Origin of the sequence: Streptomyces sp. WG7, assembly GCF_049975785.1 — a bacterium.
GTDB lineage: Bacteria > Actinomycetota > Actinomycetes > Streptomycetales > Streptomycetaceae > Streptomyces.
This window is the reverse complement of sequence record NZ_JBNGGE010000006.1, coordinates 63,541-87,648: the sequence shown is the minus strand read 5'-3', so window position 1 is coordinate 87,648 and position 24,108 is coordinate 63,541. Positions and strand designations below refer to the sequence as shown.

24 protein-coding genes are annotated in these 24,108 nt (G+C 71.0%); 17 read left to right on the top strand and 7 right to left on the bottom strand.

Annotated features, from left to right (window positions below):
- Positions 1 to 20 precede the first annotated feature (20 nt).
- The 8 genes from ACP4J0_RS09010 to ACP4J0_RS08975 all read left to right on the top strand — a co-directional run bounded on the left by ACP4J0_RS09010 (position 21) and on the right by ACP4J0_RS08975 (position 8,517).
- Positions 21 to 1,199, top strand: coding sequence for an amidohydrolase family protein (locus tag ACP4J0_RS09010; protein ID WP_426598093.1), 1,179 nt, complete (start codon positions 21 to 23; stop codon positions 1,197 to 1,199).
- Positions 1,196 to 2,641, top strand: coding sequence for a FadD3 family acyl-CoA ligase (locus ACP4J0_RS09005; protein ID WP_426598092.1), 1,446 nt, complete (start codon positions 1,196 to 1,198; stop codon positions 2,639 to 2,641). Before ACP4J0_RS09010 ends, ACP4J0_RS09005 begins: the two co-directional genes overlap by 4 nt.
- A 50-nt stretch (positions 2,642 to 2,691) precedes the next feature.
- Entirely contained in the window at positions 2,692 to 4,269 is a 1,578-nt protein-coding gene (locus tag ACP4J0_RS09000; RefSeq protein WP_426598091.1) for a methylmalonyl-CoA mutase family protein, read from the top strand.
- Complete coding sequence (locus ACP4J0_RS08995; RefSeq protein WP_426598090.1) at positions 4,269 to 4,691, top strand: cobalamin B12-binding domain-containing protein; 423 nt, start codon at positions 4,269 to 4,271, stop codon at positions 4,689 to 4,691. Before ACP4J0_RS09000 ends, ACP4J0_RS08995 begins: the two co-directional genes overlap by 1 nt.
- A 1-nt stretch (position 4,692) precedes the next feature.
- Positions 4,693 to 5,649: a TIGR03564 family F420-dependent LLM class oxidoreductase gene (locus ACP4J0_RS08990; protein WP_426598089.1), complete on the top strand. Its 957-nt coding sequence runs from the start codon at positions 4,693 to 4,695 to the stop codon at positions 5,647 to 5,649.
- Positions 5,646 to 6,689: a CaiB/BaiF CoA transferase family protein gene (locus ACP4J0_RS08985; RefSeq protein ID WP_426598088.1), complete on the top strand. Its 1,044-nt coding sequence runs from the start codon at positions 5,646 to 5,648 to the stop codon at positions 6,687 to 6,689. Before ACP4J0_RS08990 ends, ACP4J0_RS08985 begins: the two co-directional genes overlap by 4 nt.
- A gap of 218 nt (positions 6,690 to 6,907) precedes the next feature.
- Positions 6,908 to 7,894: a helix-turn-helix domain-containing protein gene (locus tag ACP4J0_RS08980; RefSeq protein ID WP_426598087.1), complete on the top strand. Its 987-nt coding sequence runs from the start codon at positions 6,908 to 6,910 to the stop codon at positions 7,892 to 7,894.
- Between the two features lie 320 nt (positions 7,895 to 8,214).
- A complete protein-coding gene (locus tag ACP4J0_RS08975) occupies positions 8,215 to 8,517 on the top strand; it encodes a peptidase inhibitor family I36 protein (RefSeq protein WP_426598086.1) in 303 nt (100 codons plus the stop codon).
- Between the two features lie 623 nt (positions 8,518 to 9,140).
- Here the strand turns inward: ACP4J0_RS08975 and ACP4J0_RS08970 are convergent.
- Entirely contained in the window at positions 9,141 to 9,908 is a 768-nt protein-coding gene (locus ACP4J0_RS08970) for an SDR family oxidoreductase (protein WP_426598085.1), read from the bottom strand.
- Positions 9,909 to 9,961: 53 nt separating this feature from the next.
- Between ACP4J0_RS08970 and ACP4J0_RS08965 the strand changes: the two genes are divergently transcribed.
- Together ACP4J0_RS08965 and ACP4J0_RS08960 are read left to right on the top strand one after the other, a co-directional pair.
- On the top strand, positions 9,962 to 11,401 hold the full coding sequence (locus tag ACP4J0_RS08965) for a class I adenylate-forming enzyme family protein (protein ID WP_426598084.1): 1,440 nt from the start codon (positions 9,962 to 9,964) through the stop codon (positions 11,399 to 11,401).
- Positions 11,394 to 12,527, top strand: a complete 1,134-nt coding sequence (locus ACP4J0_RS08960) for a thiolase family protein (protein ID WP_426598083.1) — start codon at positions 11,394 to 11,396, stop codon at positions 12,525 to 12,527. The genes ACP4J0_RS08965 and ACP4J0_RS08960 overlap by 8 nt, the downstream gene beginning before the upstream one ends.
- A gap of 22 nt (positions 12,528 to 12,549) precedes the next feature.
- Here ACP4J0_RS08960 and ACP4J0_RS08955 read toward each other — a convergent pair whose 3' ends face one another.
- From ACP4J0_RS08955 to ACP4J0_RS08940, 4 genes are read right to left on the bottom strand one after another with little or no spacing between them, the layout of a single operon-like run.
- Complete coding sequence (locus tag ACP4J0_RS08955; RefSeq protein ID WP_426598082.1) at positions 12,550 to 13,347, bottom strand: acyl-CoA thioesterase; 798 nt, start codon at positions 13,345 to 13,347, stop codon at positions 12,550 to 12,552.
- 10 nt (positions 13,348 to 13,357) lie between these two features.
- Positions 13,358 to 14,146: an acyl-CoA dehydrogenase family protein gene (locus ACP4J0_RS08950; protein WP_426598081.1), complete on the bottom strand. Its 789-nt coding sequence runs from the start codon at positions 14,144 to 14,146 to the stop codon at positions 13,358 to 13,360.
- Positions 14,147 to 14,151: 5 nt separating this feature from the next.
- Positions 14,152 to 15,243, bottom strand: coding sequence for an acyl-CoA dehydrogenase family protein (locus ACP4J0_RS08945; RefSeq protein WP_426598080.1), 1,092 nt, complete (start codon positions 15,241 to 15,243; stop codon positions 14,152 to 14,154).
- Entirely contained in the window at positions 15,240 to 15,656 is a 417-nt protein-coding gene (locus ACP4J0_RS08940; protein ID WP_426598079.1) for a nuclear transport factor 2 family protein, read from the bottom strand. Before ACP4J0_RS08940 ends, ACP4J0_RS08945 begins: the two co-directional genes overlap by 4 nt.
- A gap of 108 nt (positions 15,657 to 15,764) precedes the next feature.
- On the opposite strand from ACP4J0_RS08940, the gene ACP4J0_RS08935 reads away from it, so the two are divergent.
- Genes ACP4J0_RS08935 through ACP4J0_RS08910 form a run of 6 tightly spaced genes read left to right on the top strand, consistent with a single transcriptional unit; the run spans position 15,765 to position 21,315 of the window.
- A complete protein-coding gene (locus ACP4J0_RS08935) occupies positions 15,765 to 17,873 on the top strand; it encodes an ABC transporter permease subunit (protein WP_426598078.1) in 2,109 nt (702 codons plus the stop codon).
- Complete coding sequence (locus ACP4J0_RS08930; RefSeq protein WP_426598077.1) at positions 17,854 to 18,564, top strand: ABC transporter ATP-binding protein; 711 nt, start codon at positions 17,854 to 17,856, stop codon at positions 18,562 to 18,564. The genes ACP4J0_RS08935 and ACP4J0_RS08930 overlap by 20 nt, the downstream gene beginning before the upstream one ends.
- A gap of 2 nt (positions 18,565 to 18,566) precedes the next feature.
- Complete coding sequence (locus tag ACP4J0_RS08925) at positions 18,567 to 19,286, top strand: ABC transporter ATP-binding protein (protein WP_426598076.1); 720 nt, start codon at positions 18,567 to 18,569, stop codon at positions 19,284 to 19,286.
- Positions 19,283 to 19,702, top strand: a complete 420-nt coding sequence (locus tag ACP4J0_RS08920; protein WP_426598075.1) for a hypothetical protein — start codon at positions 19,283 to 19,285, stop codon at positions 19,700 to 19,702. Before ACP4J0_RS08925 ends, ACP4J0_RS08920 begins: the two co-directional genes overlap by 4 nt.
- Positions 19,668 to 19,985 (top strand): hypothetical protein, encoded by a 318-nt coding sequence (locus ACP4J0_RS08915; protein ID WP_426598074.1) that lies wholly within the window; start codon positions 19,668 to 19,670, stop codon positions 19,983 to 19,985. The genes ACP4J0_RS08920 and ACP4J0_RS08915 overlap by 35 nt, the downstream gene beginning before the upstream one ends.
- A gap of 28 nt (positions 19,986 to 20,013) precedes the next feature.
- Positions 20,014 to 21,315 carry an amidohydrolase family protein gene (locus tag ACP4J0_RS08910; protein ID WP_426598073.1) on the top strand — a complete coding sequence of 434 codons (1,302 nt, stop codon included), beginning with the start codon at positions 20,014 to 20,016 and terminating at the stop codon, positions 21,313 to 21,315.
- A 235-nt stretch (positions 21,316 to 21,550) separates the two neighbouring features.
- Here ACP4J0_RS08910 and ACP4J0_RS08905 read toward each other — a convergent pair whose 3' ends face one another.
- Complete coding sequence (locus ACP4J0_RS08905; protein ID WP_426598246.1) at positions 21,551 to 21,988, bottom strand: MarR family winged helix-turn-helix transcriptional regulator; 438 nt, start codon at positions 21,986 to 21,988, stop codon at positions 21,551 to 21,553.
- Positions 21,989 to 22,183: 195 nt separating this feature from the next.
- On the opposite strand from ACP4J0_RS08905, the gene ACP4J0_RS08900 reads away from it, so the two are divergent.
- The gene (locus ACP4J0_RS08900) at positions 22,184 to 23,635 is read left to right on the top strand and encodes an MFS transporter (RefSeq protein WP_426598072.1); all 1,452 of its coding nucleotides are present in this window, start codon (positions 22,184 to 22,186) and stop codon (positions 23,633 to 23,635) included.
- A gap of 270 nt (positions 23,636 to 23,905) precedes the next feature.
- Here the strand turns inward: ACP4J0_RS08900 and ACP4J0_RS08895 are convergent, their stop codons facing one another.
- On the bottom strand, positions 23,906 to 24,082 hold the full coding sequence (locus ACP4J0_RS08895; RefSeq protein WP_426598071.1) for a DUF1330 domain-containing protein: 177 nt from the start codon (positions 24,080 to 24,082) through the stop codon (positions 23,906 to 23,908).
- Positions 24,083 to 24,108: the final 26 nt, after the last annotated feature.

Below are 24,108 nucleotides of genomic sequence, written 5' to 3'. Positions count from 1 at the left end.
AATCGGCTAAGGAGGATCTCATGCCTTCTCGTGAGCTCGCGTATCCGCTCTTCGACGCGGACAACCACCTCTACGAGACCCAGGAAGCCCTGACCAAGCACCTCCCCAAGGAGTACGACGGGGCCATCGAGTACGTGGACGTCCGGGGCCGCACCAAGATCGCGATACGCGGCCAGATCAGCAACTACATTCCCAACCCCACCTTCGACGTGGTGGCCCGCCCTGGCGCCATGGAGGAGTACTTCAAGGTCGGCAACCCCGACGGCAAGACCCGGCGGGAGATCTTCGGCGAGCCGATGCGCTCCGTCCCGGCCTTCCGCGAGCCGGCCCCGCGCCTGGCCCTGATGGACGAACTCGGCGTCCAGCGCAGCCTGATGTTCCCCACTCTGGCGAGCCTCATCGAGGAGCGGATGAAGGACGACCCGGAGCTGATCCACGCGGTCATCCACTCCCTCAACCAGTGGCTGCACGAGACCTGGGGCTTCACCTACAAGGACCGCATCTTCACGGTCCCCGTCATCACCCTCCCGATCGTCGAGAAGGCCATCGACGAGCTGAACTGGGCGGTGGAGCGGGGCGCGCGGGCCATCCTCGTCCGGCCGGCCCCCGTCCCCGGCTTCGGCGGCACCCGGTCCTTCGCGCTGCCGGAGTTCGACCCGTTCTGGAAGCGGGTCGTGGAGACCGGCGTCCTGGTCGCCCTGCACTCCTCCGACTCCGGCTACGCCAATTACGCCAACGACTGGGAGGGCCAGCGGCGCGAATTCCTGCCGTTCAAGCCCAACGCCTTCCGCCAGGTCCACGAATGGCGGCCCATCGAGGACGCGGTCACCTCCCTGATCTGCCACGGGGCGCTCTCCCGCTTCCCCGAACTGAAGATCGCGGTCATCGAGAACGGCGCCTCGTGGGTCGAGCCGGTGCTCAACAGGCTCGCCGACGTGCACAAGAAGATGCCGCACGAGTTCCAGGAGGACCCGGTCCAGGTCTTCCGGCGCAACATCCACATCAGCCCGTTCTGGGAGGAGGACATGGCCGAACTCGGCAACCTCATCGGCATCGAGCGGGTCCTGTTCGGCTCCGACTACCCCCACCCGGAGGGCCTGGCCGACCCCGTCACCTACGTCGACCACCTCTCCAAGCTCAGCGAGGAGGACAAGGCGAAGGTCATGGGCGGCAACCTGGCCCGGCTGATCGACGCATGACGTCGGCGAACGCGGGATGGCGAAGCATCCCCGAACTGGTACGGAGCGCGGCCGAGCGGTTCGGTGACGCCGAGGCCGTGGTCGACGGGGACCTGCGCCTGTCCTTCACCGAGCTGGCCGACCGGGTCCGGCGCACCGCCGGGGCGTTCGCCTCGGCGGGCATCGGGCCCGGCGACCGGGTCGCGCTGTGGGCGCCCAACTCGGCCGAGTGGATCGTCGCAGCCTTCGGCCTGCTCACCGCCGGCGGTGTCCTGATCCCGGTGAACACCCGCTTCCGCGACGAGGAGGCACACGACATCGTCGTACGCGGCGGCGCCAAGGCACTGCTGGTCCAGAACGGTTTCCTGGACCGCGAGTTCACCGCCCCGCCCGGCGTGCCCGTCATCGACATCAAGAAGGACGGCTTCCTCGCCTCCGGAGAGCCGCTGGAGCGCGAGGTCGGTGAGGAGGAACTGGCCGACATCGTGTTCACCTCCGGGACGACGGGCCGCCCCAAGGGAGTGATGACCACCCACGGGCAGACCCTGAGGCTGTACGCGGAGTGGTGCGACCTCGCACAGCTCCGGCAGGGCGACCGCTACCTGATGGTCAACCCGTTCTTCCACATCTTCGGCTACAAGGCGGGCCTGGTCGCCTCCCTCATCCGGGGCGCGACCGCGCTGCCCCTCGCGGTCTTCGACGCGGACCGGGTGCTGGAACTCGTGGAAAAGGAACGGGTGACCGTCCTGCCCGGCCCGCCGACCCTCTACCACTCCCTGCTGGAGGCGGACGCCGGACGCGACCTGTCGTCGCTGAGGGTGGCGGTGACCGGATCCGCCGACATCCCGGTGGAACTGGTGCGCCGCATCACCACGGAACTGCCCTTCACCCACCTCATGACCGGTTACGGCCTCACCGAGGCCGGCACCGTCACCGCATCCCGCCCCGGCGACCCCTACGAGGCCGTCGCCACCACCGTCGGCCGGCCATGCGAGGGCTTCGAGGTCCGCGTCGCCGACGACGGGGAGGTCCTGGTGCGCGGCTACTCCGTGATGCGCGGCTACCTCGACGACCCCGGCGCCACGGCCGAGGCGATCGACGCGGACGGCTGGCTGCACACCGGTGACCTGGGCGAACTGGACCAGGACGGGCGGCTGAGGATCGTCGGACGCAAGAAGGACATGTTCATCGTCGGCGGCTTCAACGCCTACCCGGCCGAGATCGAGAGCTTCCTGCTGGAACACCCGGCCGTCGCCCAGGCCGCGGTCGTCGGCGTGCCCGACGCACGCCTGGGGCAGGTCGGCAAGGCGTTCGTGGTGCGGCGCGGCGATATCAGCGAGCGCGAGCTGATCGCCTGGGCGAAGGAGCGGATGGCCGGCTTCAAGGTGCCCCGCCACATCGAGTTCCGCACCGGCCTGCCGCTCACCGCCACCGGCAAGGTGCTGAAGGACCGACTGCGCTGACCCCGGAACACCCGGGCCCGCCACACCTCACACAAGGACGACGCCTCGCCATGACCGACGACGCCCGCACCGCCTCCGGCATCCCGCTGAAACCCCTTTACGGCCCCGAGGACCGGTCCTTTGATCCTCCGCCCCCCGGTGCCTTCCCCTTCACCCGCGGCAATTACCCCACGGGGTACCGGGGCCGTACCTGGACCTTGCGCCAGTACTCCGGCTTCGGCACCGCGGAGGAGTCCAACCGCCGCTACCGCTACCTCCTGGACCAGGGCGGTACGGGGCTGTCGGTGGCACTCGACCTGCCCACACAGTGCGGGTACGACTCCGACGACCCGGAGTACGCGGACGAGGTCGGACGCGTCGGTGTGGCCCTCGACACCCTCGCCGACGCCGAGATCCTCTTCGACGCGATCCCCCTGGACCGCATCAGCACCAGCTTCACCATCAACGGCACCGCCGCCGTCCTGCTCGCCTTTTACGTCGCCGCCGCCGAGAAGCGCGGCATCCCGCGCGCGAAACTGACCGGCACCATCCAGAACGACGTGCTCAAGGAGTACGCCTCCCGCGGTACCTGGATCTGGCCGCCCGAGCCGTCGCTCAGGCTCATCGCGGACACCATCGAGTTCTGCGCCGCCCGGGTGCCCCGTTTCAACGCCATCTCGGTCGCCGGGGCGCATTTCAGGGACGCGGGCGCGAACGCCGTGCAGGAGATGGCGTTCACCCTCGCCGACGGGGTGACGTACTGCGAGACCGTCCTCGAGCGCGGCCGCATGACCATCGACGAATTCGCCCCGCAGATCTCCTTCTTCTTCTACACGCACGGGGACTTCTTCGAGGAGGTAGCCAAGTACCGTGCCGGACGCAGGCGTTGGGCCACGATCGTACGGGAGCGGTTCGGGGCGAAGACCGACAAGGCGTGCATGTTCCGCTTCGGCTGCGTGGCGGGCGGGGCCTCACTCTACGCGCCCCAGGCCCGCAACAACACCGTCCGTGTCGCCTACGAGGCGCTCGCCTCCGTCCTCGGCGGCGTGCAGTCGATGTTCACCGCCGCCTGGGACGAGCCGTTCGCCCTGCCCAGCGAGGAGTCGGCCACCCTCGCGCTGCGCACCCAGCAGATCCTCGCCCACGAGACGGGCGTGACACGGGTCGCCGACCCGCTGGGCGGCTCCTACTTCGTCGAGGCGCTCACCGACGCCACCGAGGAACGCATCGAGCGGATCATGGCCGACCTGGAGGCACACGGCGGCATGGTCCGCTGCATCGAGGACGGCTACCTCCAGACCCTCATCGCCGACGAGGCGTGGCGGCTGCACCGCGAGGTCGACTCGGGGGAGCGGCCGGTGGTCGGTGTCAACCGCTTCACCACCGAGGAGCCCCCGCCCGACCTCGCCACCTACGAACTCGACGCCGAGGGCCGGGAGCGGCAGCTCAAGCGGCTTGCCCGGATCAAGGCCGAACGCAGCACCGCCGACGTCCGCGCCCGTCTCGCCGACCTGAAACGCGCCGCCGAAGGAGACAGCAACCTGATGGACCCCTTGATCGACTGTGCCAACGCCTACTGCACGGTGGGCGAGACGGCCGGCGCCCTGCGCGAGGTGTGGGGCGAGTTCCGGCAGCCGGTGGTGTTCTGATGGCGCCACCGGTACGGGTCCTCGTCGCCAAGCCCGGGCTCGACGGGCACGACAGGGGGGCGAAACTCGTCGCGCGGGGACTGCGGGACGCCGGGTTCGAGGTGGTGTTCACCGGTATCCGCCGCCGTGTCGACGACATCGCCGCCACCGCCGTACAGGAGGACGTCGCCCTGGTCGGGCTGTCCATTCTGTCCGGCGCCCACCTAGCGCTGACCCGCCGCACGGTCCAGGCACTTCGCGCGGTCGGCGCCGAGGACGTCCCCGTCGTGGTCGGCGGCACCATCCCCGCCGGGGACGTGGACCGGCTGTACGAGGCCGGGGCCGCCGCCGTGTTCCCCACCGGCACGGCACTGGACGCCGTCGTGGCCGGTGTCCGCGCCCTGACCTCCACGCCCGAGGCTCTTTCGATGACAGAGGAATGACATGCGAGTCGGAGTGATGAGCGGCCCCGAACGGGGCGACGCCGCCTACAAGGCGGACCGCATGGTCGACGACGCCCGCTGGGCGGAGGAGGCCGGGTTCGACACGGTGTGGGTGCCGCAGGTGCCCACCGACTTCGACGCCCTGACGGCCGTCGCCCTGATGGGGCAGGCCACGTCACGTGTCGAACTGGGCACGGCGGTCGTCCCCGTACACGCCCAGCACCCCGTCGCCCTGGCCCGTCAGGCCATGTCCGCCCACGCGGCGGCCGGCGGGCGGCTCGCACTCGGCGTCGGCGCCTCCCACCACTGGATCGTGCGCGACATGCTCGGCATCCCCTACGAGAAGCCGGCCGCGTACACCCGCGCCTACCTGGAAGTACTGAACGCGGCCGTCGGCGGAGCGACGTCGGTGGATGTCGAGAACGACGTCTTCCGCGTCCACAACCCGCTCACCCTCGCCCCGGTCTCCACCCTGCCGGTCCTGCTGGCCGCACTGGGGCCGGTGATGCTGCGGATCGCGGGAGCGCTGACCGACGGAACCGTGCTGTGGATGGCGGACGAGCGGTCGGTGGCCGACCACGTCGTCCCGACCATCACCAAGGCGGCGCAGGAGGCGGGCCGCCCGGCCCCCCGCGTCGTGGCCGGCATCCCGGTCTGCCTGTGCGCGCCGCACGAGGTCGACGCGGCCAGGGAACGCGCCAACCGCATCCTCGGCGAGGCCGAGGTGTCCCCGAACTACCAGCGCCTGCTGGAGTACGGTGACGCGCGCGACGTCGGCGACCTGTGCGCGGCCGGCGACGAGGCGGCCATCAGGGCCCGCTTCAGGCGGTTCGCCGACGCGGGCGTGACCGATCTGTCCGTGCGCCTGCTGCCCATCGGCAGCGGGCGGGAGGAGTTGGTCGCCTCCAAGCTCCGCACCCGGGACGCGGTGGCGGCGATCGCCGCGGACTTCCGGTGAGCGGGCCGGGCCCGCTGTCCGGGCTGCGCGTCCTGGAGGTCGGGCACATCCTGGCCGGCCCGTACGCCACGATGCTGCTGGCCGACCTCGGCGCACAGGTCACCAAGATCGAACCGCCGGGTGGCGACCTGTCCCGCCGGGTCTCGGACGCCTACTTCGCCAGCCTCAACCGGGGCAAGCGCTCCGTTCGCCTGGACCTGGCCACACCGGAGGGGCAGGGACGGCTGCACGAGCTCGTGCGGGGCGCCGACGCACTCCTGGTCAACCTCAAACCGTCCGCCATTCGCCGCTACGGCCTCACCTACGAGAGTCTGAAGCCCTGGAACGAGCGGCTGGTGTGTGTAGCGCTCACCGGCTGGGGCATGGACGCGGGTGACGAACCAGCTTTCGACTACGTCGTCCAGGCCGCCACCGGCATCGCCGCGCTCACGGGCGAGCCCGACGGCCCGCCCCAGCTGCCGGGCTACTCCTCCGCGGACAACTCGGCAGGCCTCGCCGCCGCCCTCGGCCTGCTGGCGCAGGTCGTCTCCGGGCGGGGCGGCCAGGTCGACGTCTCCCTCCGGGACGTGATGCTCTCCCAGCTCAACTACCACGCGTCCGCCTGGCTCAACGACGGCGCGGCACCGCGCCGTCTCGGCGGGGCCCACGCCTACTACGTCCCCGCACAGCTCTTCCCGACCGCCGACGGCCACCTGGCCCTGTTCATCACCCACGACGGCTTCTGGCGCGCGTTCGCGACCGAGGCGGGCATCGAGGGCCACACCACGATGGCCGAGCGCGCGGCCCACCGCGACGAGGTGGTCGCCGCGGTGACGAAGGCCCTCGCCGCGGACACGGCGGTGGGCTGGGAGGCCCGGCTGCGCCCGCTGCTCGTGCCCGCCGCCGCCGTGCGCACCCTGCCCGAGGCCCTCGCCGAGGCACCCGGCGCGGTGGTGGAGGCGGGCGGCCACCGGCTGATCGGCAGCCCGGTTCGTATCGCCGGATACGAACCGGAGTACGGGGCGCCGCCACAGCTCGGCGAACACGGGGATGCCGTCTGATCCGAGGCTCGCAGCAGCGCAACCGGTGACTGCCCGCTGTCTTGTCGGCCCACCCCGCTGGTCACGTGGTCATGTCCGACCGCAGATCTGCCGTTGGCCAGGTGGAGCCGCGCCTCAACCGGTCGTCCGACTAGGACTTATCCAACGTGGTGTGCTCTGGCTCAATCGGCCGGAGGTCAGTTACATCATTGTCGGTACTGTGATTCCGGGGATGTGTCATGTGGTTGAACGTATCGAATGAGGAACTGCCCGCGAAGGAGCAGTTGCCTTTTTGGGCCGAGTTAGTTTCCCGCGAACTGGCACCACTCACCCTGAGCGGCGCGAGCGCCGCAGAGGACTTTCCCGCACGGGCCTCGGTGCTGGACCTCGGCTCGGTACGTGTGGCCGCGTTCGACACCCCACCCGGCCACATCAAACGCACCCGGGTGGACATCCAGCGAGCTGACCCGGGTACGTACCAGCTGACCTTCGTTTCCGGCAGCCCGCTGTGGGTCAGCCAGCAGCGTCAGGACTCCGGACTGGTGCTCGACGACATGGTGCTTTTCGACATCTCGTACCCGTTCGAGGGAGCGGTGCCTGACAAAGGCCGCCATGCCCAGGTGGTCATAGTGCAGTTGCCACGCGAGGAACTGCCGCTTCCACTGGACAAGGTCCACAGGCTGCTCGCCCAGCCCTTGTCGGCCCGCACCGGTATGGGTGCGATCCTCGCCCGGTTCATGACCACATTGGACACCTACGGCCCCGACTGCGACCCGCGTGATCTGAGCCGATTAGGGAGCACGGTGCTCGACCTGGCGGGCGCATGCTTGGCCCAGTGCCTCGGAGCTTACGACGACCTTCCGGCCGAGACCCGCCAGCAGGCCGTGCTGGCGCGTGTCAACGCCTTCATCGACCACAATCTCGGTGATCCGGACCTGGGGCCGTCGGGGATCGCGGAACACCACCACATCTCCGTGCGCTCCCTGCACACGCTCTTTCAGCAGCAGGGGGAGACTGTGGCAGCATCGATACGCCGGCGCCGTCTGGAACGCTGCTACGCCGACCTCACCGATCGACGACTGCAGCGGCACTCGATCAGCGCCATCGCCGCGCGGTGGGGTTTTCTGCGCCCGGCGGACTTCAGTCGCGCATTCCGAGCCGCGTACGGCGTGGCCCCCAGAGAGTTCCGGAAGTCAGCGCTGCGCATTCGGGCGAAGGCGCAGTGAGCCGCATCGAGCAACAAGTATCGCCGCACGCATCGCCAACTCGCGGCCAGCGGAGCGCGCCACCATGTGAGGGCGCAAAGGGGAACATGGGCGCGCCGGCCCCGTGCCTGCCGCCCTTTGCCCAACTGGTCACAACAGGAGTGCTGCGCCACATGAGCATCAGAACAACACTCCCGACAAGAAGAGGAACATCCATGCGAAAACTGCTAGCCGTGTTCGCCGGTGTCGCTGCGCTCGCAGCGACACTTGCCGGACCGAACGTCGCAAGCGCGTCCGAGACCCGCTTCACCGAAGTTGCCGGGGTCGAGGGACTGTACAGGGTGACTGGAACCAGCGGTGACAGCATCGCGCAGGCCGCCTACGACCGTTGTGGGGCGGGTACGTGCTTCTTCCAGCACTACCAGGGCGAAGGGCTCTTCTGGGTCGTCCCCAGCTGTGGACGGCACCATCTTCCCGGTTACCTGGACGGCAAGTCGACCTCGGCCTGGAACAGGACCCCGACCCCCGTCATCCTTTACGACGGCACCTACACCGGGCGGCTGGGAACCATGCCGGGGTGGTTCAAGGGCGACCTGAACCCCAGCCACGACAACAAGCTGAGCTCCGTCGACGCGGCTTGCTGAAAGCCATTTCCCTGTCGTGAGTGAGGCGCTGGTCTGCTTCGGTCACTGAAACTCACCGCGAAAATTCACAACGGATTTGGCACAGTCAGGGCGGCCACGGGTTTTGCGTCGTGGCCGCCCCCATGCCTTACCTCAGACGGCCTCGACCTGCGGCATCCATCCCAGAAACGACCGTCCGGTTCACGGCCGTGGGCCTTCGGCGCGGTCGGCGGCGGGCCCAGGGTGAAGGCCCTGAACGCCTGCCTGCGCCGGTTGCGCAGCGGCGAGCCACTCGAGGGTTGCGAGGTACCTGCGCGGATTCCGGCCTCCTGCGCGGAGACCGTCTTCCGGCGCTTCGAGGGCACCCCGAGCACGCGCTTCGGCAGGGTCCGCAATGATCACGCACGCTTGCTCTACGCCGCCGCGGCCGCCACCGGAGGCGGCGGGGCCGGATGGCTGCTGCGACTGTTCCTCGGGGAGGAAGCAGCAGATATCTCCTTCGGTCAAGTGCATCATCGCGCGTACGAAGCCGGCAGCTGTGCCCAGACCCGTGTCCTTCCCGACCGCGGACCCGTCCCGCTTTCGGGACACTGGAACCGTGATGCACGGGCCGCATGAACGAGCCGGACCGGGGTTCTCGAGAGCTATTTGGTCGGGAACCGCAACCCGCCGTCCAGGCGCACCACTTCACCATTGAGGTAGTCGTTCTCGCACAGGTGCTGCACCAGTGCGGCGTACTCCTCGGGCCGTCCCATCCGCCGCGGGTGCGGCACCTGAGGCCCCCAGTACGCTTCCAACTGGTCGCCCGCCTTGCCGTAGGCCGGGGTGAGGACGGTGCCGGGGGCGACGGTGACGACGCGGATGCCGAGGGGGGACAGGTCGCGGGCCGCGACCAGGGTCATCGCCGACACGCCACCCTTCGCCGCCGCGTAGGGAAGCTGGCCGACCTGTCCCTCGTACGCCGCGATGGACGACGTGGTGACGATGACGCCGCGTCCGCCGTCGTCGTCGAAGGGTGCCGTGCGTCCGATGGCCTCGGCGGCGAGCCGGAGTATGTTGAAGACTCCGGTCAGATAGACGTCGACGGTCGTGCGGAAGCCTTCCAGCCCCAGGGCGGAGCCGTCCTTGCCGACGAGCCGCCCGCCGCTCGCGGGCCCGCCGTGGCAGTCCACCGCGATGCGGAGCGGGCCGGTCCTTGCGGCCTCGTCGACCGCGACCCGGACGGAGTCCTCGTCCGTCGCGTCGGTACGGACGTAGCGCACCCCCAGTTCCGCCTCCAGGGCCTTGCCCTTGTCGTCGGCGAGATCCGCGACCACGACCCGGGCGCCCGCCGCGTGCAGGCGCCGGACCGTCGCCTCGCCCAGCCCGCCCGCTCCGCCCACCACCAGGGCAGCACAATCGTCGATGCGCACGGCATTCCCCTCCCTTGCGAGTATGGATCTGAGTGTAGGAGAATGTCATTCTCATGAACATAGCCGTGATCCTGGAAATGGCAGCCTCGGCGGAAGACCGGCCGGCCGTCACCGCAGGCGACCGCACGATCTCCGCCTCCGAACTCCAACGCCTCGCGCACCACGCGGCCGAACGCTTCCGTGGCCGCACCGCCGTCCTCTACCTGGGAGCGAACCACCTGGCCTACCCGGTCGCCCTGTTCGGCGCCGCACTGGCCGGGGTCCCCTTCGTCCCCCTCAACTACCGTCTCGCCGAGGAGCAGTCGGCCGCGCTGATCGAACGGCACCCTGGCGCCGAGGTGCTGAACCCGGCCGACCTCGACGGGCTGCTCGCGGACCCCGGCGACGCCGAGTGGTCGCCCGCGCCGCAGGACCAGGACGCCATCGCGGTGATCCTCTACACCAGTGGCACCACCGCCGCCCCGAAGGCGGCCCTGCTCCGTCACCGCCACCTGCTCGCCTACGTCTTCAACACCCAGGACTTCGGGGTGGCCGACCCGAACGACGCCAGTCTGGTGGCGCTCCCGCCGTACCATGTCGCCGGCCTGATGAACCTGCTCACGAACCTGTACGCCGGTCGCCGCGTCGTCTACCAGGCCGTCTTCCAGCCGGCCGAATGGCTGGCGACCGTGCGGCGCGAGGGCGTCAGTCACGCCATGGTCGTACCGACCATGCTGGCGCGGGTGACCACCGAGCTGGGGGACGCGCGGGCGGACGTGCCCACGCTGCGGAACCTCGCCTACGGCGGCGCGCGCTGTCCCCGGCCGGTGGTGGAGCGTGCCCTGCGGCAGTTCCCGGACACCGGCTTCGTCAATGCCTACGGGCTGACGGAGACTGCCTCCTCCGTGTGTGTGCTGGGTCCCGACGACCACTGGCAGGCGGTCGCCTCGGACGACCCCGAGGTGCGTGCGCGGCTGGGCTCGGTGGGGCGTGCGCTGCCCGGTGTCGAGGTCGAGATCCGCGACGAGGACGGAACGTCGCTGGGCCCTGGAGAGACGGGGCTCGTCTTCGTGCGCGGCGCCCAGATCTCGGGCGAGTACGAGGGCGCGGGCGGCCCCGGCGGGGACGGATGGTTCGCAACCCGGGACCGCGGCCGGCTGGACAAGGAGGGCTACCTGTTCCTCGAAGGCCGCGCGGACGACACCATCATCCGGGGTGGGGAGAACATCGCGCCCGCCGAGATCGAGGACGTCCTGCTCCAGTACCCGGGGATCCAGGAAGCCGCCGTGCTCGGACTGCCTGACCCGGAATGGGGCCAGCGGCTGGTCGCGGTGCTCGTCGGCGCGGGGGACCCGGAGGAGATCCGGTCCTTCGCCAAGGGGCGCCTGCGGTCGTCGAAGACCCCGGACACCGTCGTCTTCCGCTCCGAACTGCCCCGCACCGCCACGGGCAAGCTGCTGCGCCGCACCCTCGTTGCCGAGCTCGCCGAACCGGAGGAGACCAGCGATGCCTGAAGCCGTACTCGTCGCCGCCCTGCGCACCCCCATCGGCACCGCCTTCAAGGGCAGCCTGCGCGACACCACCGCCCACGAACTGGCCGACCGGATCGTCACGACGGTCGCGGAGGGCCTCGACCCCGGCCTGGTGGACGACGTGGTGCTCGCCGAGTCCCACTACGGCGGCGGCGTCATCGCCCGCCACGCCGCGCTGACCGCCGGCCTGACCCAGGTGCCCGGACTCGCCCTGAACCGGCACTGCGCCGCCGGCCTGTCGGCGGTGCAGACCGCCGCCGCCTCGGTACGTGCCGGGATGGACCGGCTCGTGCTCGCCGGCGGAGTCAACTCCGCATCCACCGCGCCCAAGTTGTCCTTCCGAGGTGTCGATGGCCCCTGGGTGCCCCCGTCCCACCCGGACCGCGCGGACGCCCCCAACCTCGACATGTCGGTCACCGTGGGCTGGAACACCGCGGTGCGCGCCGGCATCACCCGCGAGGAGATGGACGCCTGGGCGCTGCGCTCCCACCGCAACGCCGTCCGCGCGCTGGACGAGGGCCGCTTCAAGGACGAGACCGTGCCCGTCGAAACCTCCCGCGGACCCTTCGAGGCCGACGAGCACCCGCGCCGCGACACCAGCGCGGAACGCCTCGCCGCCCTCAAGCCGCTCCATCCGGAGATCGAGGGCTTCTCCATCACCGCCGGCAACGCCTGCGGCGCCAACGACGCCGCGGCCGCGGTCGCCGTGGCGGACGCGAGCCTCGGTCTTCCGGCCCTGGCCACCGTCCGGTCCTGGGCCTCGGTCGCCGCCGACCCCGCCGAGACCGGCCTCACTCCCGTCCTGGCCATTCCGAAGGCGCTGCGGCGGGCCGGCCTCACCCTTGCCGACGTCGACCTCTTCGAGATCAACGAGGCCTTCGCGTCGGTGGCCGTCGCCGCCGTCCACCGTCTCGGCCTCGACCCGGACGCCGTGAACGTCAACGGCAGCGGCTGCTCCCTCGGTCACCCGGTCGCGGCGACCGGCACCCGCATGGTCGTCACCCTCGTCCACGAACTGCGCCGCAGGGGCGGGGGAGTGGGCGTCGCCGCCATGTGCGCCGGGGGCGGGATGGGTTCGGCGCTGGTGCTGGAGGTGGCCGCCCCCTGAGCCCGGGCGCCTCCGGCGGAGGTCAGGTGAACCGCAGCAGGGCCTCCTGGGCGTAGGACGCGACCAGGAGGCCCTCCTCTGTCAGCACGTCGCCGCGCCCGAAGCACCGCCCGTGCGCTGCCGACGGGCTGTGCTGGCGCAGCAGGAGCCACTGTCCGCTGTCGAAGGACCGGTGGAACCAGACGGTGTGCGAGGTGACCGCCGACACGAACGTCGTGCCGGCGTCGGCCTGCGTGACGCCGGCCACCGGCCGCAGCGCGGTGCCGATCGGGGTGAGGTCGGTGGCGTACGAGACGAGGGCGGGAACAGTGGCCCGGGGTGCCTCTGGGACGCGTGTCCACAGCTCGTGCACGGGTGGTTCCGCCTTCTCGGTGTCGAGGTCGGTCGCCGCCCGTGACTCCCACGGCAGCAGGCCGAGGTCCACCCGGCGTTCCGGGCCGGGCAGCGCGGCGGGCGGATCGGCCGACTGGCGGTGCGGCCCGTCCTCCCAGGTGTGCAGGCTCGCACTCGCCACCGCGATCACCCCGTGCTCCTGCCGCGCGGTGAGCCGCACGGTCGCGAACGTGCGCCCTTGCTGCGGCACGTCCGTCCCGTAGCGCACCGGCTCCCCGGTACGGCCCTCGCGCAGAAAGTGGGTGTGCAGGGATTTCAGATCCTTGCCGGTCGCGGACAGGGTCGCCGCGCGGGCGAACTGGGCCAGGAGCTGTCCGCCGAACAGCCGCCGGTAGTCCAGCAGTTGGGAGCGGCCCTCGTAGGTGTGCTCGTCCAGGGCGGTCAGATCGAGGCAGCCGAGCAGGTCGTGCCAGCGGTCGGTGGTCACGGGGCTCTCCTCACAGGTCGACCAGGCGTGGTGTCCGGCCCTCGCGCAGCAGCAGCGTGCCCGCCTCACGCGTCAGGTCGCGGGCCGAGCCGAGCAGGCCGTCCAGGACCAGGGCACGTCTGACATGCCGGTGCAGCTCGTGTTCGGCGGTGAAGCCGATGCCTCCGAGCGCCTGCTGACAGTGCCGGGCCGCGGTGAGGGCGGCCCGTCCGGCGGCGGCCTTGGCCAGCAGGGCGGACGCGTCGTCGTCCCCCGCCGCGGTCAGCGTCGCCTCGGCGCCCTCCAGAGCGACGTAGGTCTCCGCCATTCGGTGCCGCAGTGCCTGGAAGGAGGCCAGCGGGCGGCCGAACTGGTGCCGGTCCAGGACGTGCCGACGGGCCAGCGCGAGCATCGCCCGCCCTGTCCCGAGCAGCCACCAGCCCAGCGCCCGGCGTCCGTCCGCCACGGCCACGGGGCTGCCGACGGGTGCCCGACGCAAGGGGAGTTCGGGGTCCAGGGCCCCGCAGTTCGCGCTGTCGTCCCGTACCCACTCCACCCATGTCCCGCCCGTGTACGGCAGCGGCAGCGTCCAGCCCGGTGGGCTGCCCGTCTCGCGCAGCACCACGTCGTTGAGGACGGAGGCGTGCGAGCCCGTCTCGCCGAGCAGCCGGAAGACCAGCGGGACCGACGTGCCGGGCTCCTCGGCCAGCATCTGGGGCCATCCGAGGTCGGCCAGGGCGGCGTCCAGAGCCGTGCCCGACGCCCCCGTCATCGTCTTGCGCAGGACCTCTTCCAGCAGCGCCCGTTCGTCGGCGTCCATGGTGGTCACTCCTTCCCCAGGTCCAGCAGTCGGCGGGCGACGATGTTGCGCTGGATCTCCGCGGTGCCGCCGTAGATGGTCGCCGCGCGCGAGTAGAGGTATTCCGTGCGCCACGCGTCCTCGTCGGACAGTTCGACGGTTCCGGGCAGCAGGTCGCGCGCGGTGTCGTAGAGCCGTTGCTCGGCGGTGGCGAGGAGGATCTTGTCCACGGACGTCTCCGGCCCCAGCCGACCGGCCCGGGCCGGCGTCCGCTGGGTGAGCGCCGAGCGACAGCGCGCGGTGTGCAGGTCGAGCCAGGCGGCGCCGAGCGAGTGGGCGTCCGGTTCGCAGTCGTCCGCGAGGAGCCGGTCGAGGCGGCGGTGCAAGTGGGCGATGCGGTGCCAGAAGCAGGTGGAACGCTCGTGCGGCAGCAGGTCCATGGCCAGACGCCAGCCGTCGCCCGGTGCGCCGAGCAGCCGGTCTCCCGGGACCCGTACGTCGTCCAGGAACACCTCGGCGAACTCGTCGACGCCGTGCATCGTGCGCAGCGGCCGTACGGTGATGCCGGGGGAGTCCATGTCCACGAAGAAGGCGCTGATGCCGTCGTGCCCGGGCCCGCCGGTGCGGGCCAGCAGTACGCAGCGGGCCGCGTACTGGGCGAGGCTCGTCCACACCTTCTGACCGGACACCGCCCACCCGTCCCCGTCGCGCACCGCCCGCGTGGACAGCGAGGCCAGGTCACTGCCCGAGCCCGGCTCGGAGAAGCCCTGGCACCACTGTTCCCGGCCGCGCAGCAGACGAGGCACCATCTCCGCGGCCAGCGCCGGCGGTGCGTAGTCGATCAGGGTGGGCACCAGGACCTCGACCATCGACCAGATGCCGGGCTCGGCCAGGTCACGGGAGGCGACCTCCTCGCCGAGCACGGCCCGCAGCACATCGGGCCCGCCCAGCCCACCCACTTCGCGCGGCCAGCCGTACCGCATCCACCCCGCCTCCCACAACGCCCGGCGCACCCGGGCGAGCTGGGCCACCTGGGCGTCGAGGCCGTGGTCGGCACCGGACAGGTCGTGACCGTCCAGCCAGGCCCGCAACTCCCGCCGGAAGTCGGTGACGTTCATGAACGCGAACGCTCGAAGGCGTGCGGGCGGCCCGAGTCGTGGTCGCCACTGCGCCGGATGAAGGTCATGGCGCGGGTGCGCAGCCGCCATCCGTCGCCGGTGCGCATGTAGGTGTCGTTGTAGTAGCCGATGCGCATCGCGTGCTCCGAGTGCTCCACGAAGCACAGCGGTTGCGTACCGGTGGCCGTGTCACCGTCCAGTTCGATCACGGGCGTGCCCACGAGGAACAGGCCCTTGGGAGCCGCGGCGATCAGCGCCGGGAACTCGTCGAGCGGATAGGTGTCGCCGAACGCGCTGTAGGCGCCGTCCGGGGTGAACACGCCGAGCACCCGGTCCAGGTCACCGCGGGTCATGGCCACCGCGTAACGCGCCAGCAGTTGCTCGATCTCCACCACGTCGTCGGTAGGACTCAACGGAACCGCCTCTCTCGTCGCCCGCCTCGTGCGAGAACGGGATTCTCGTTGATGAGTATCATGTCCGGATGGTTGATTCTCCAATAGGGAGAAGCTAGTTTCCAACTCATGGATCAGTTCCTGGCCTTCACGGTGGTGGGCCTGAGCACCGCCGCGATCTACGCAGTGATCGGCAGCGGCCTGGTACTCACCCACACCACGGCGGGCGTCTTCAACTTCGCCCACGGCGCGGCCGGCATGCTCGCCGCGTTCTCCTACTGGCAACTGGCCGTCGGCTGGGGCTGGCCCGTGCCGATCGCCCTCGCCACCGTGCTGCTCGTCCTCGCACCCGGCTTCGGCCTGCTGGTGGAGCGGGTGCTGATGCGCCCGGTCCAGGCTCTCGGCGAGGCGGAACGCCTCGTCATGACCGTGGCTCTGCTCACCGGGTGCATCGCCCTGGCCCGCTGGGTCTGGGACCCGAACACCGCCCGCCCGCTCTCCCCGTTCTTCACCGACCGCTCGGCGATCCGCCTCGGACCGGCCTCCGTCACCTGGCACCAGACGGTCACCATGGCCGTCGCGGTCGCCGTCGCCGCCGCCCTCTGGTTCCTGCTCCACCGCACTCGGGCCGGCACCGAGATGCGCGCCTCGGTCGACGACCGCGCCCTCGCCTCCCTCAACGGAGCCGACCCACAGCGGGCTGCCCGCCTCGCCTGGATCCTCGGCATCCAGCTCGCCGCCGTCGGCGGCATCCTCATCGCGCCCACCGTCGCGCTCGACGCCCAGCAGCTCTCCCTGCTCATCGTCAGCGCCTACACCGCCGCCGTCTTCGGCAGGCTGCGCAGCCTGCCGCTCACCTTCCTCGGCGCGGTCGCCATCGGCCTCCTCGAGGCCTACCTCACCGGCTACCTGCCGCGCAACGACTACCTGCCCGGCCTGCGCCTGGCCGCCCCCGCCCTGCTGCTCCTGCTGGCCCTGCTCGCCTTCCCGCACCGCCGGTTGCGCGGACGCGACCGCCGACTGGTCCGAGTACCGCTGCCGACAGCGCGCGGCAGCCTCGTCTTCGCGGGCAGTGTCCTGGTCCTCGCACTCGTCCTGGTCACCGTCCTGACCGAGGACGCCGTCATCTCCTACGGCACGGTCTTCTCCCTGGGCATCATCGCCCTCTCCTACGTCCCATTGGCGGGTTTCACCGGACAGATATCGCTGTGCCAGCTGTCGATCGCGGGGATCGGGGCCGTCGTGTGGGGACACCTCGGCGCGCACGGCGAGTTGTGGGCCCTGCCCGTCGCCGTGCTGGTCGCGGGGGCCGTGGGCGCGGTCGTCGCCGTGCCCGCGCTGCGTCTGTCCGGCGTCTACCTGGCGCTCGGCACCGCCGCCTTCGCCGTCATCCTCGACCGCTGGATCTTCACCCTCCCCGCCTTCGACGTGCTCGGTGTCCGCATCTCCCTGTTCGACCAGGGCTCCGTAGCCGTTACCGGGCCCGACCTGTTCGGCTGGCATCTGGCATCGCCCGCTCAGCTCCTGCTCCTCGCCGCCGTACTCCTCGCCGCCTCCTCGCTCGCCGTGGCCGCGCTGCGCCGGGGCCGCTTCGGGCGCCGGCTGATCGCCCTGCGCGACAGCGAGGCCGCCTTCGCCACGCTCGGGGGGCGGCTGCTCGGCGCCAAGGTCGCCGTCTTCGCCCTGTCGGCGGGCCTCGCGGGCCTCGGCGGGGCCCTCTACGGCATGCAGCTCCAGACCGTCACCGCCGAACAGTTCAGTCTCGTCGCCGGGCTGCCGATCTTCCTCGTCGCGGTCGTAGGAGGGCTCGGAGCCGTGGGCACGGGCCTGTTCGCCGGCCTCGCCTTCGTCGTCCCGACCCAGCTGTTGACGGAGCTCGGATCGTGGGCGCACGACCTCTCCGCGCTCCTCATCGCCCTCGCCGGCATGGGCCTCGCCCACAGCCCGGCCGGAGTCGTCCCCCGGATGCACACCGAGTGGGCACGACTCGCCCGCGACCGCACGCTGTTCCCCGTCCTGCTCGGCGTGCTCGGCCTGTGCTGGCTGCTCGCCGCCACGGACACGGCCGACGGCGGTTTGCTGCTCGGCGTGTCCCTCGTGACCGCCCTCGCGCTCAATGCCCACGCCTCGGCAGGCGGAAAGAGGGATCACGATGTCCCCGTGGAGTGGTGGGGCCTTCGCCACCCTTGGCGGCCCGAGGACAAGGAGGTGCTGAGCCGTGCCACTGCTGCGAGCTGAGGAGGTGAGCGTCTCCTTCGGAGGCCGCCGCGCGTTGGACACGGTGACCCTGGACGCCGAGGCGGGACGCGTCACCGGGCTCATCGGACCGAACGGAGCGGGCAAGAGCACGTTGTTCGACGTCGTCTGTGGACTGCGTCGACCCGGCACCGGCCGCGTGCTGCTGGACGGCCGCGACGTCACCCGCGAGGGCCCGGCCCGCCGAGCCCGGCGCGGGCTGGCCCGCACCTTCCAGCATCTGGAGCTGTTCGGTCGGCTCACCGTCCGGGACAACCTGCTCGTCGCCGCCGAACTCGGCTCCGGCCGACGCCACGCGGCCCGTACGGCGGACCGGGTGCTGGACCGCCTCGCTCTGACGGACCTCGCCGACGCGCCCGCCGATGCCCTGCCCACCGGAGCCGCCCGGCTCGTCGAGGTCGCCCGCGCGCTCGTCCTGGAACCGAAGGTCCTGCTCCTGGACGAACCCGCCGCCGGGCAGGACAGCGAGGAGACCGGCCGCTTCGCCGGCCTGCTGCGCTCCCTCGCCGCGGAGGGCACCGCCGTCCTGCTCGTCGAACACGACATGAGCCTGGTGATGACCGTCTGCGACACGGTCCACGTCCTCGACCTGGGCACCGTCGTCGCGAGCGGCCCGCCCGCCCGCATCCGCCACGACGCGACGGTGCTCGCGGCCTACCTGGGGGAGGAGTGAGCGTGGGAGCCACCGGTGTACCGCTCCTCGAACTGAGCGGTGTGCGCGCGGCGTACGACGGGATCACCGTGCTGCACGGTGTGGACCTCGCCGTCCGCCCCGGCCAGATCGTGGCCCTGCTCGGGCCCAACGGAGCCGGCAAGACCACGACCCTGAAGGTCGCCGCCGGAGTCCACCCGGCAAGCGGCGGCCGACTCCTCCTGGGCGGCCGGGAGGTCACCGGAGCCCGCACCGTGGACCTCGCCCGCGCCGGCGTCTGTCTCGTGCCCGAAGGCCGGGGCGTCTTCCCCAACCTCTCGGTGCGCGACAACCTCTGGATGATGACCTGCGCCGGGCGCGCCCGGGACGAGATCGAGGACACCGCCTACGCACGCTTCCCCGTACTCGCCGACCGGCGCGCCCAACCCGCCGGCACCCTCTCCGGCGGCGAACAGCAGATGCTCGCCCTCGCTCGCGGGCTCACCACCGACCCCGCCGTCCTGCTGCTGGACGAACTCTCCATGGGCCTGGCCCCGCTGATCGTGGCCGACCTGTACGAACGGGTGGCGGACATCGCCCGTCAGGGCGTCGCCGTCCTTGTCGTCGAGCAGTTCGCCACCGCCGTACTGAAGATCGCCGACCACGCCGCAGTGCTCGCGCGCGGCCGCATCCCCTGGCAGGGGCGCCCCGACGGCTCCCTGCAAGCCGAACTCTCCTCCTACTACCTGGGGAGCGCCTCATGACCTCCAGCCCCGCCCCGGAGCCGCGCGCGGAACGGTTCGTCCGCGAACTGGCCCAGCTGAAGATCCCGGACCCCGCGGCCGCCCGCGCCGCCCTGTGGCTCCGCCTGGGCGGGCTGCTGATGGTAGTGGGGCTCGTGCTCGGTGCCGTCGCCTTCCCCCTGGCCCACGGCACCGACAACTCCCTCGCGCAGGGCGACGCCCTCGCCATCGGCCTCGGCGGGATCACCGCCGCGGTGGTCGGCGCGGCGCTCTTCCTGCGCTACTCGCTCACCGGCTTCCTGCGCTTCTGGCTGGCCCGCCAGTCCTACGACCTCGAACTGCTGGGGGAGCGGCTCACCGCCGCGTCCCCGGCGACCGCACTACCGGAAGGAGATCCGCGCAATGGCGTCCCCCGCACCGACCCCGCGCCCCGGTGACCAACTGGCCTCCGCCACCGGCACCACCCGGGTCATCGTCATCAGGGCCCCGCAGCAGGCGGACGGCCCGATCGAGTGCGGCGGCAGCCCCATGGTCCCCGCCGCGCAGGCCCCCGCCCCGGCACCGGCCGGCGACGCCCCGGGCACCCTCATCGGCAAGCGGTACGTGGACGCCGCCGACACCCTCGAACTGCTGTGCACCGCCTCCGGATCCGGCCCCCTCACCTACGCCGGGCAGCCGCTGACCATCAAGGCGCCCAAGGCGCTGCCCGCCTCGGACTGAACCCGCCCCGAGCCCAAGGAGAGTCGCCATGAACCGCGACGACATGATCCTCATCAGCGTCGACGACCACATCATCGAGCCGCCCGACCTCTTCGCCAACCACCTGCCGGACCGTTACAAGAAGGACGCCCCGCGGATGGTCCACCGCGACGACGGCACCGACGTCTGGCAGTTCCGGGACAACTCGGTCGGCAACGTCGCCCTCAACGCGGTCGCCGGCCGTCCGAAGGAGGAGTACGGCATGGAACCGCAGGGCCTGGACGAGATCCGGCCCGGCTGCTACGACGTGGACGAGCGGGTCGCCGACATGAACGCGGGAGGCGTCCTGGCCCAGATGAACTTCCCCTCCTTCCCCGGGTTCTCCGCCCGGATGTTCGCCACCGAGGACTCCGACTTCTCCCTCGCCCTGGTGCGCGCCTACAACGACTGGCACATCGACGAGTGGTGCGGCGCCCACCCCGGCCGGTTCATCCCGATGGCGCTCCCCGCGATCTGGGACGCCGAACTGTGCGCCCAGGAGATTCGCCGGGTCGCCGACAAGGGCTGCCACTCGCTGACCTTCCCCGAGAACCCGGTCCCGCTCGGCTACCCCAGCTTCCACACCGAGTACTGGGACCCGGTATGGCGGGCCCTCACCGACTGCGGCACGGTGATGAACCTGCACATCGGCTCCTCCGGCCGCCTCGCCATCACCGCCCCCGACGCCCCGCCGGACGTCATGATCACCCTCCAGCCGATCAACCTGGTCCAGGCCGCCGCCGACCTGATCTGGTCCCGCGTCCTCAAGGAGTACCCCACCGTCAAGATCGCCCTGTCCGAGGGCGGCACCGGCTGGATCCCGTACTTCCTCGACCGCATCGACCGCACCTTCGAGATGCACGCCACGTGGACGCTCCAGGACTTCGGCGGCAAGCTGCCGTCCGAGGTCTTCCGCGAGCACTTCCTCACCTGCTTCATCTCCGACCCCATCGGGGTGAAGCTGCGCCACGACATCGGCGTCGACAACATCTGCTGGGAGGCCGACTACCCGCACAGCGACTCGATGTGGCCCGACGCCCCCGAGGAACTGCACGAGGTGCTGACGGCCAACGAAGTGCCGGACGCCGAGATCGACAAGATGACCCACCAGAACGCGATGCGCTGGTACTCCTTCGACCCCTTCGCGCACGTCCCGCGCGAGCAGGCCACAGTGGGCGCGCTCCGCAGGGCCGCCGGTGGGCACGACGTCTCGGTGAAGCCGCGCAGCAAGCAGGCGGCCGTCGCCCCGCAGGAGAAGCTGGCCAACTACCGCAGGAAGGCCGCGGCCGCACTGGCTGCGTCACGGGACTGAACCGCACTCGGACGAACCGGCTGGTGCGCCGCCGAACCACCGAACCGGGTCGGTGGTGCACCGGCGTCCCGAGGTTGCCCCAACCGCCGAGACCCGGGCGCACGAGGCCCTCTGGACGATCACTTGAGAAACGAGGGCGATCTCCTGCCTGAGGATGAGCCCGCAGACGCGGCGGCCCCCATTCACCGGGCGCATTTGGCACGTCGGTCGGCACGGCGCCGGCCCGAGGCGACTCTCAGAGTTGTTCCGCTGTGTGCGGGCGCGGCCAGGGCATCCCGTGGAGGCGTTCGATGCCGGAGTTGAAGCGTCGGAGGTAGTGGGCGAAGGCGGCGATGTCTTCCTCCGGCCAGTCGGCCATGATGCGGTCCAGGCTGGCGACCAGGCCCGTGCGTTCCTCGTCGAGGCGCCTTTCACCTTCTTCCGTGATGCGGAACTTGCGGGCCATGCCGCCTTCCGGGTCGGGGATGCGCTCGACCAGACCGGCGCGCATGGCGGCCGCGGTCTGCCGGTTGAGAGTGGACGCGTCTAGCCCGAAGGCGTCGCCCAGCTGTCCGATCGACATCGGGCCCTGCGTGCGGATCCGGCTGAGCAGAATGTAGGCGCTGCGGTCCAGGGCGCTGCCGGTGCGGCGGCCCTTTCCCTTGTGCAGATGCATGTAGCGGCTCAGCAGCATCTGCTCGAACTCCACCTGCTCCGTGGCCCTGTCCGCGGTGTTCACGTGTCCTCTTCTCTGCGATGCGACTCCTCCGAGCTCACTCGAGGCCATCATATGCGCCAGCCATGTAATGTGGTGGGTACATAGAGTGTGTATGGTGCACAATGTGGCCGAGTGCCGCGCTCTCAATTGACTTCGTAGAGGAGCTCCACCATGGACGGCCCCCAGCCGACCACTCGCTCAGGCGCTGTCGTCGCCACGCTCGCGCTGGCGGGCACCGTGGCCGCGATCATGCAGACCCTGGTCACCCCGCTCATCGCGGACATGCCGCAGATCCTGGGCACGAACCCGTCGAACGCCGCCTGGGTGGTCACTGTCACGCTGCTCGTCGCGGGGGTGTGCGTCCCCATCTCAGGGCGCCTCGGCGACCTGATGGGCAAGCGCCGGATGCTGCTCGTCTGTGCCGTCCCGCTCGTGGCGGGCTCGGTGGTCTGCGCGCTCGCCTCGTCCGTTGTGCCGATGATCGTCGGCCGCGGTCTGCAGGGAATGGGTATGGGCATGGTGCCCTTGGGTATCGCGCTGCTGCGTGACGTCGTCCCGCAGGAGAAGCTGAGCGGCTCCATCGCCCTGGTCAGCGCCTCCATGGGCATCGGCGGCGCGATCGGCCTCCCCCTGGCGGCGGCCGTGGCCCAGTACGCGGACTGGCGGGTGCTGTTCTGGGGGTCGGCCGTGCTCGCCTTGCTGATCGGCATCATGATCTTCGTCTTCGTCCCCGACGTGCCCGCCGCCGCCAAGGGGCAGCGATTCGACGCCCCCGGCGCCGTCGGTCTCGCCATCGGCCTGGTCTCGCTGCTGCTGGCGATCTCCAAGGGTGGCGACTGGGGCTGGACCTCCGGCACGACCCTGGGCCTGTTCGCCCTGGCCGTTGTCGCCCTCGCCCTGTGGGGCTTCTACGAGCTGCGCACCCGGGATCCCCTGGTCGACCTGCGCACCACCGCCCGGCCCCGCGTCCTGTTCACCAACGCGTCCTCGATCCTCATCGGCGTCGGCATGTACGCCTTCATGCTGATCGCACCGCAGCTCCTCCAGTTCCCCGAGGCCACCGGCTATGGCCTGGGCCAGTCGATGCTGGCCGCCGGCCTGTACCTCGCGCCCGGCGGCGTGATGATGATGATCGTCTCCCCGCTCGGCGGAAAGCTGATCAACGCCCGCGGACCGAAGTTCACCCTCATCTGCGGGGCCCTGGTCATCGCCGTGGGGTACGCGATTGCGCTCCCGCTGATGGGGACCGCCTGGGGCTTGATGATCGTCGGCATCGTCATCAACAGTGGCGTCGGCCTCGCCTACGGCGCGATGCCCGCCCTGATCATGAGCGCCGTCCCGGTTTCCGAGACGGCTGCCGCCAACGGCTTCAACACCCTGATGCGCTCGCTCGGCACCACCATCGGGGCGGCGGTGATCGGCGTCGTCCTGGCGCAGATGACCATCACCATGGGCGGTCACACCCTCGCCTCCGAGGACGGCTTCCGCACCGGGCTGATGATCGGCTGCGGCGTGGCCGTGGTCTCGGCGGCCGTCGCCCTGCTGATCCCCGCCGTGCGCACCGGCACCGGAGACTCCGTGGCCGACAAGGCTCCGGCCGACCGGGCGCCGGCCCGCGCCTGAGAGGAGCACCGCCGCCTGGTGCGCCCACCTCGTGCGCGAGGTGGGCGCACCGGTATCTGATGGGGCTGTCGCAGCGCTCGAGCACCCGGTGACGGCCCAGGCACTCACTCAGGACGGACAGTTCGGCGAAGTCGGGTCCCGAGGGCAGACCGCAGGACAGTTCCACGTCACCCGTGCCGGCGACTGTTCGTCGTACGGCGGCCCGGACGGCGCCTCACCGTGTGTCGCCCTGTCCCGGGGACTGTGTCGGCGGTTCGAAGCCGGCGATGATCACGGCGTTGGTGACCGCTGCCGCATGGCCTCGTGGTAGTCGGCCGACCCGTAGCAGGCACGCGCCGCCTCCACCGACGCGAACTCGAAGACGGTGCGGTCTCCGTGCCACGCGCGCCCTTGAGGACCCGGGAGCGGGGGTCCGACCGCCCGGACGCGTGGGCCGGCCTTGGCCATCGACGCAGGACGTAGCCCTTGGGCAT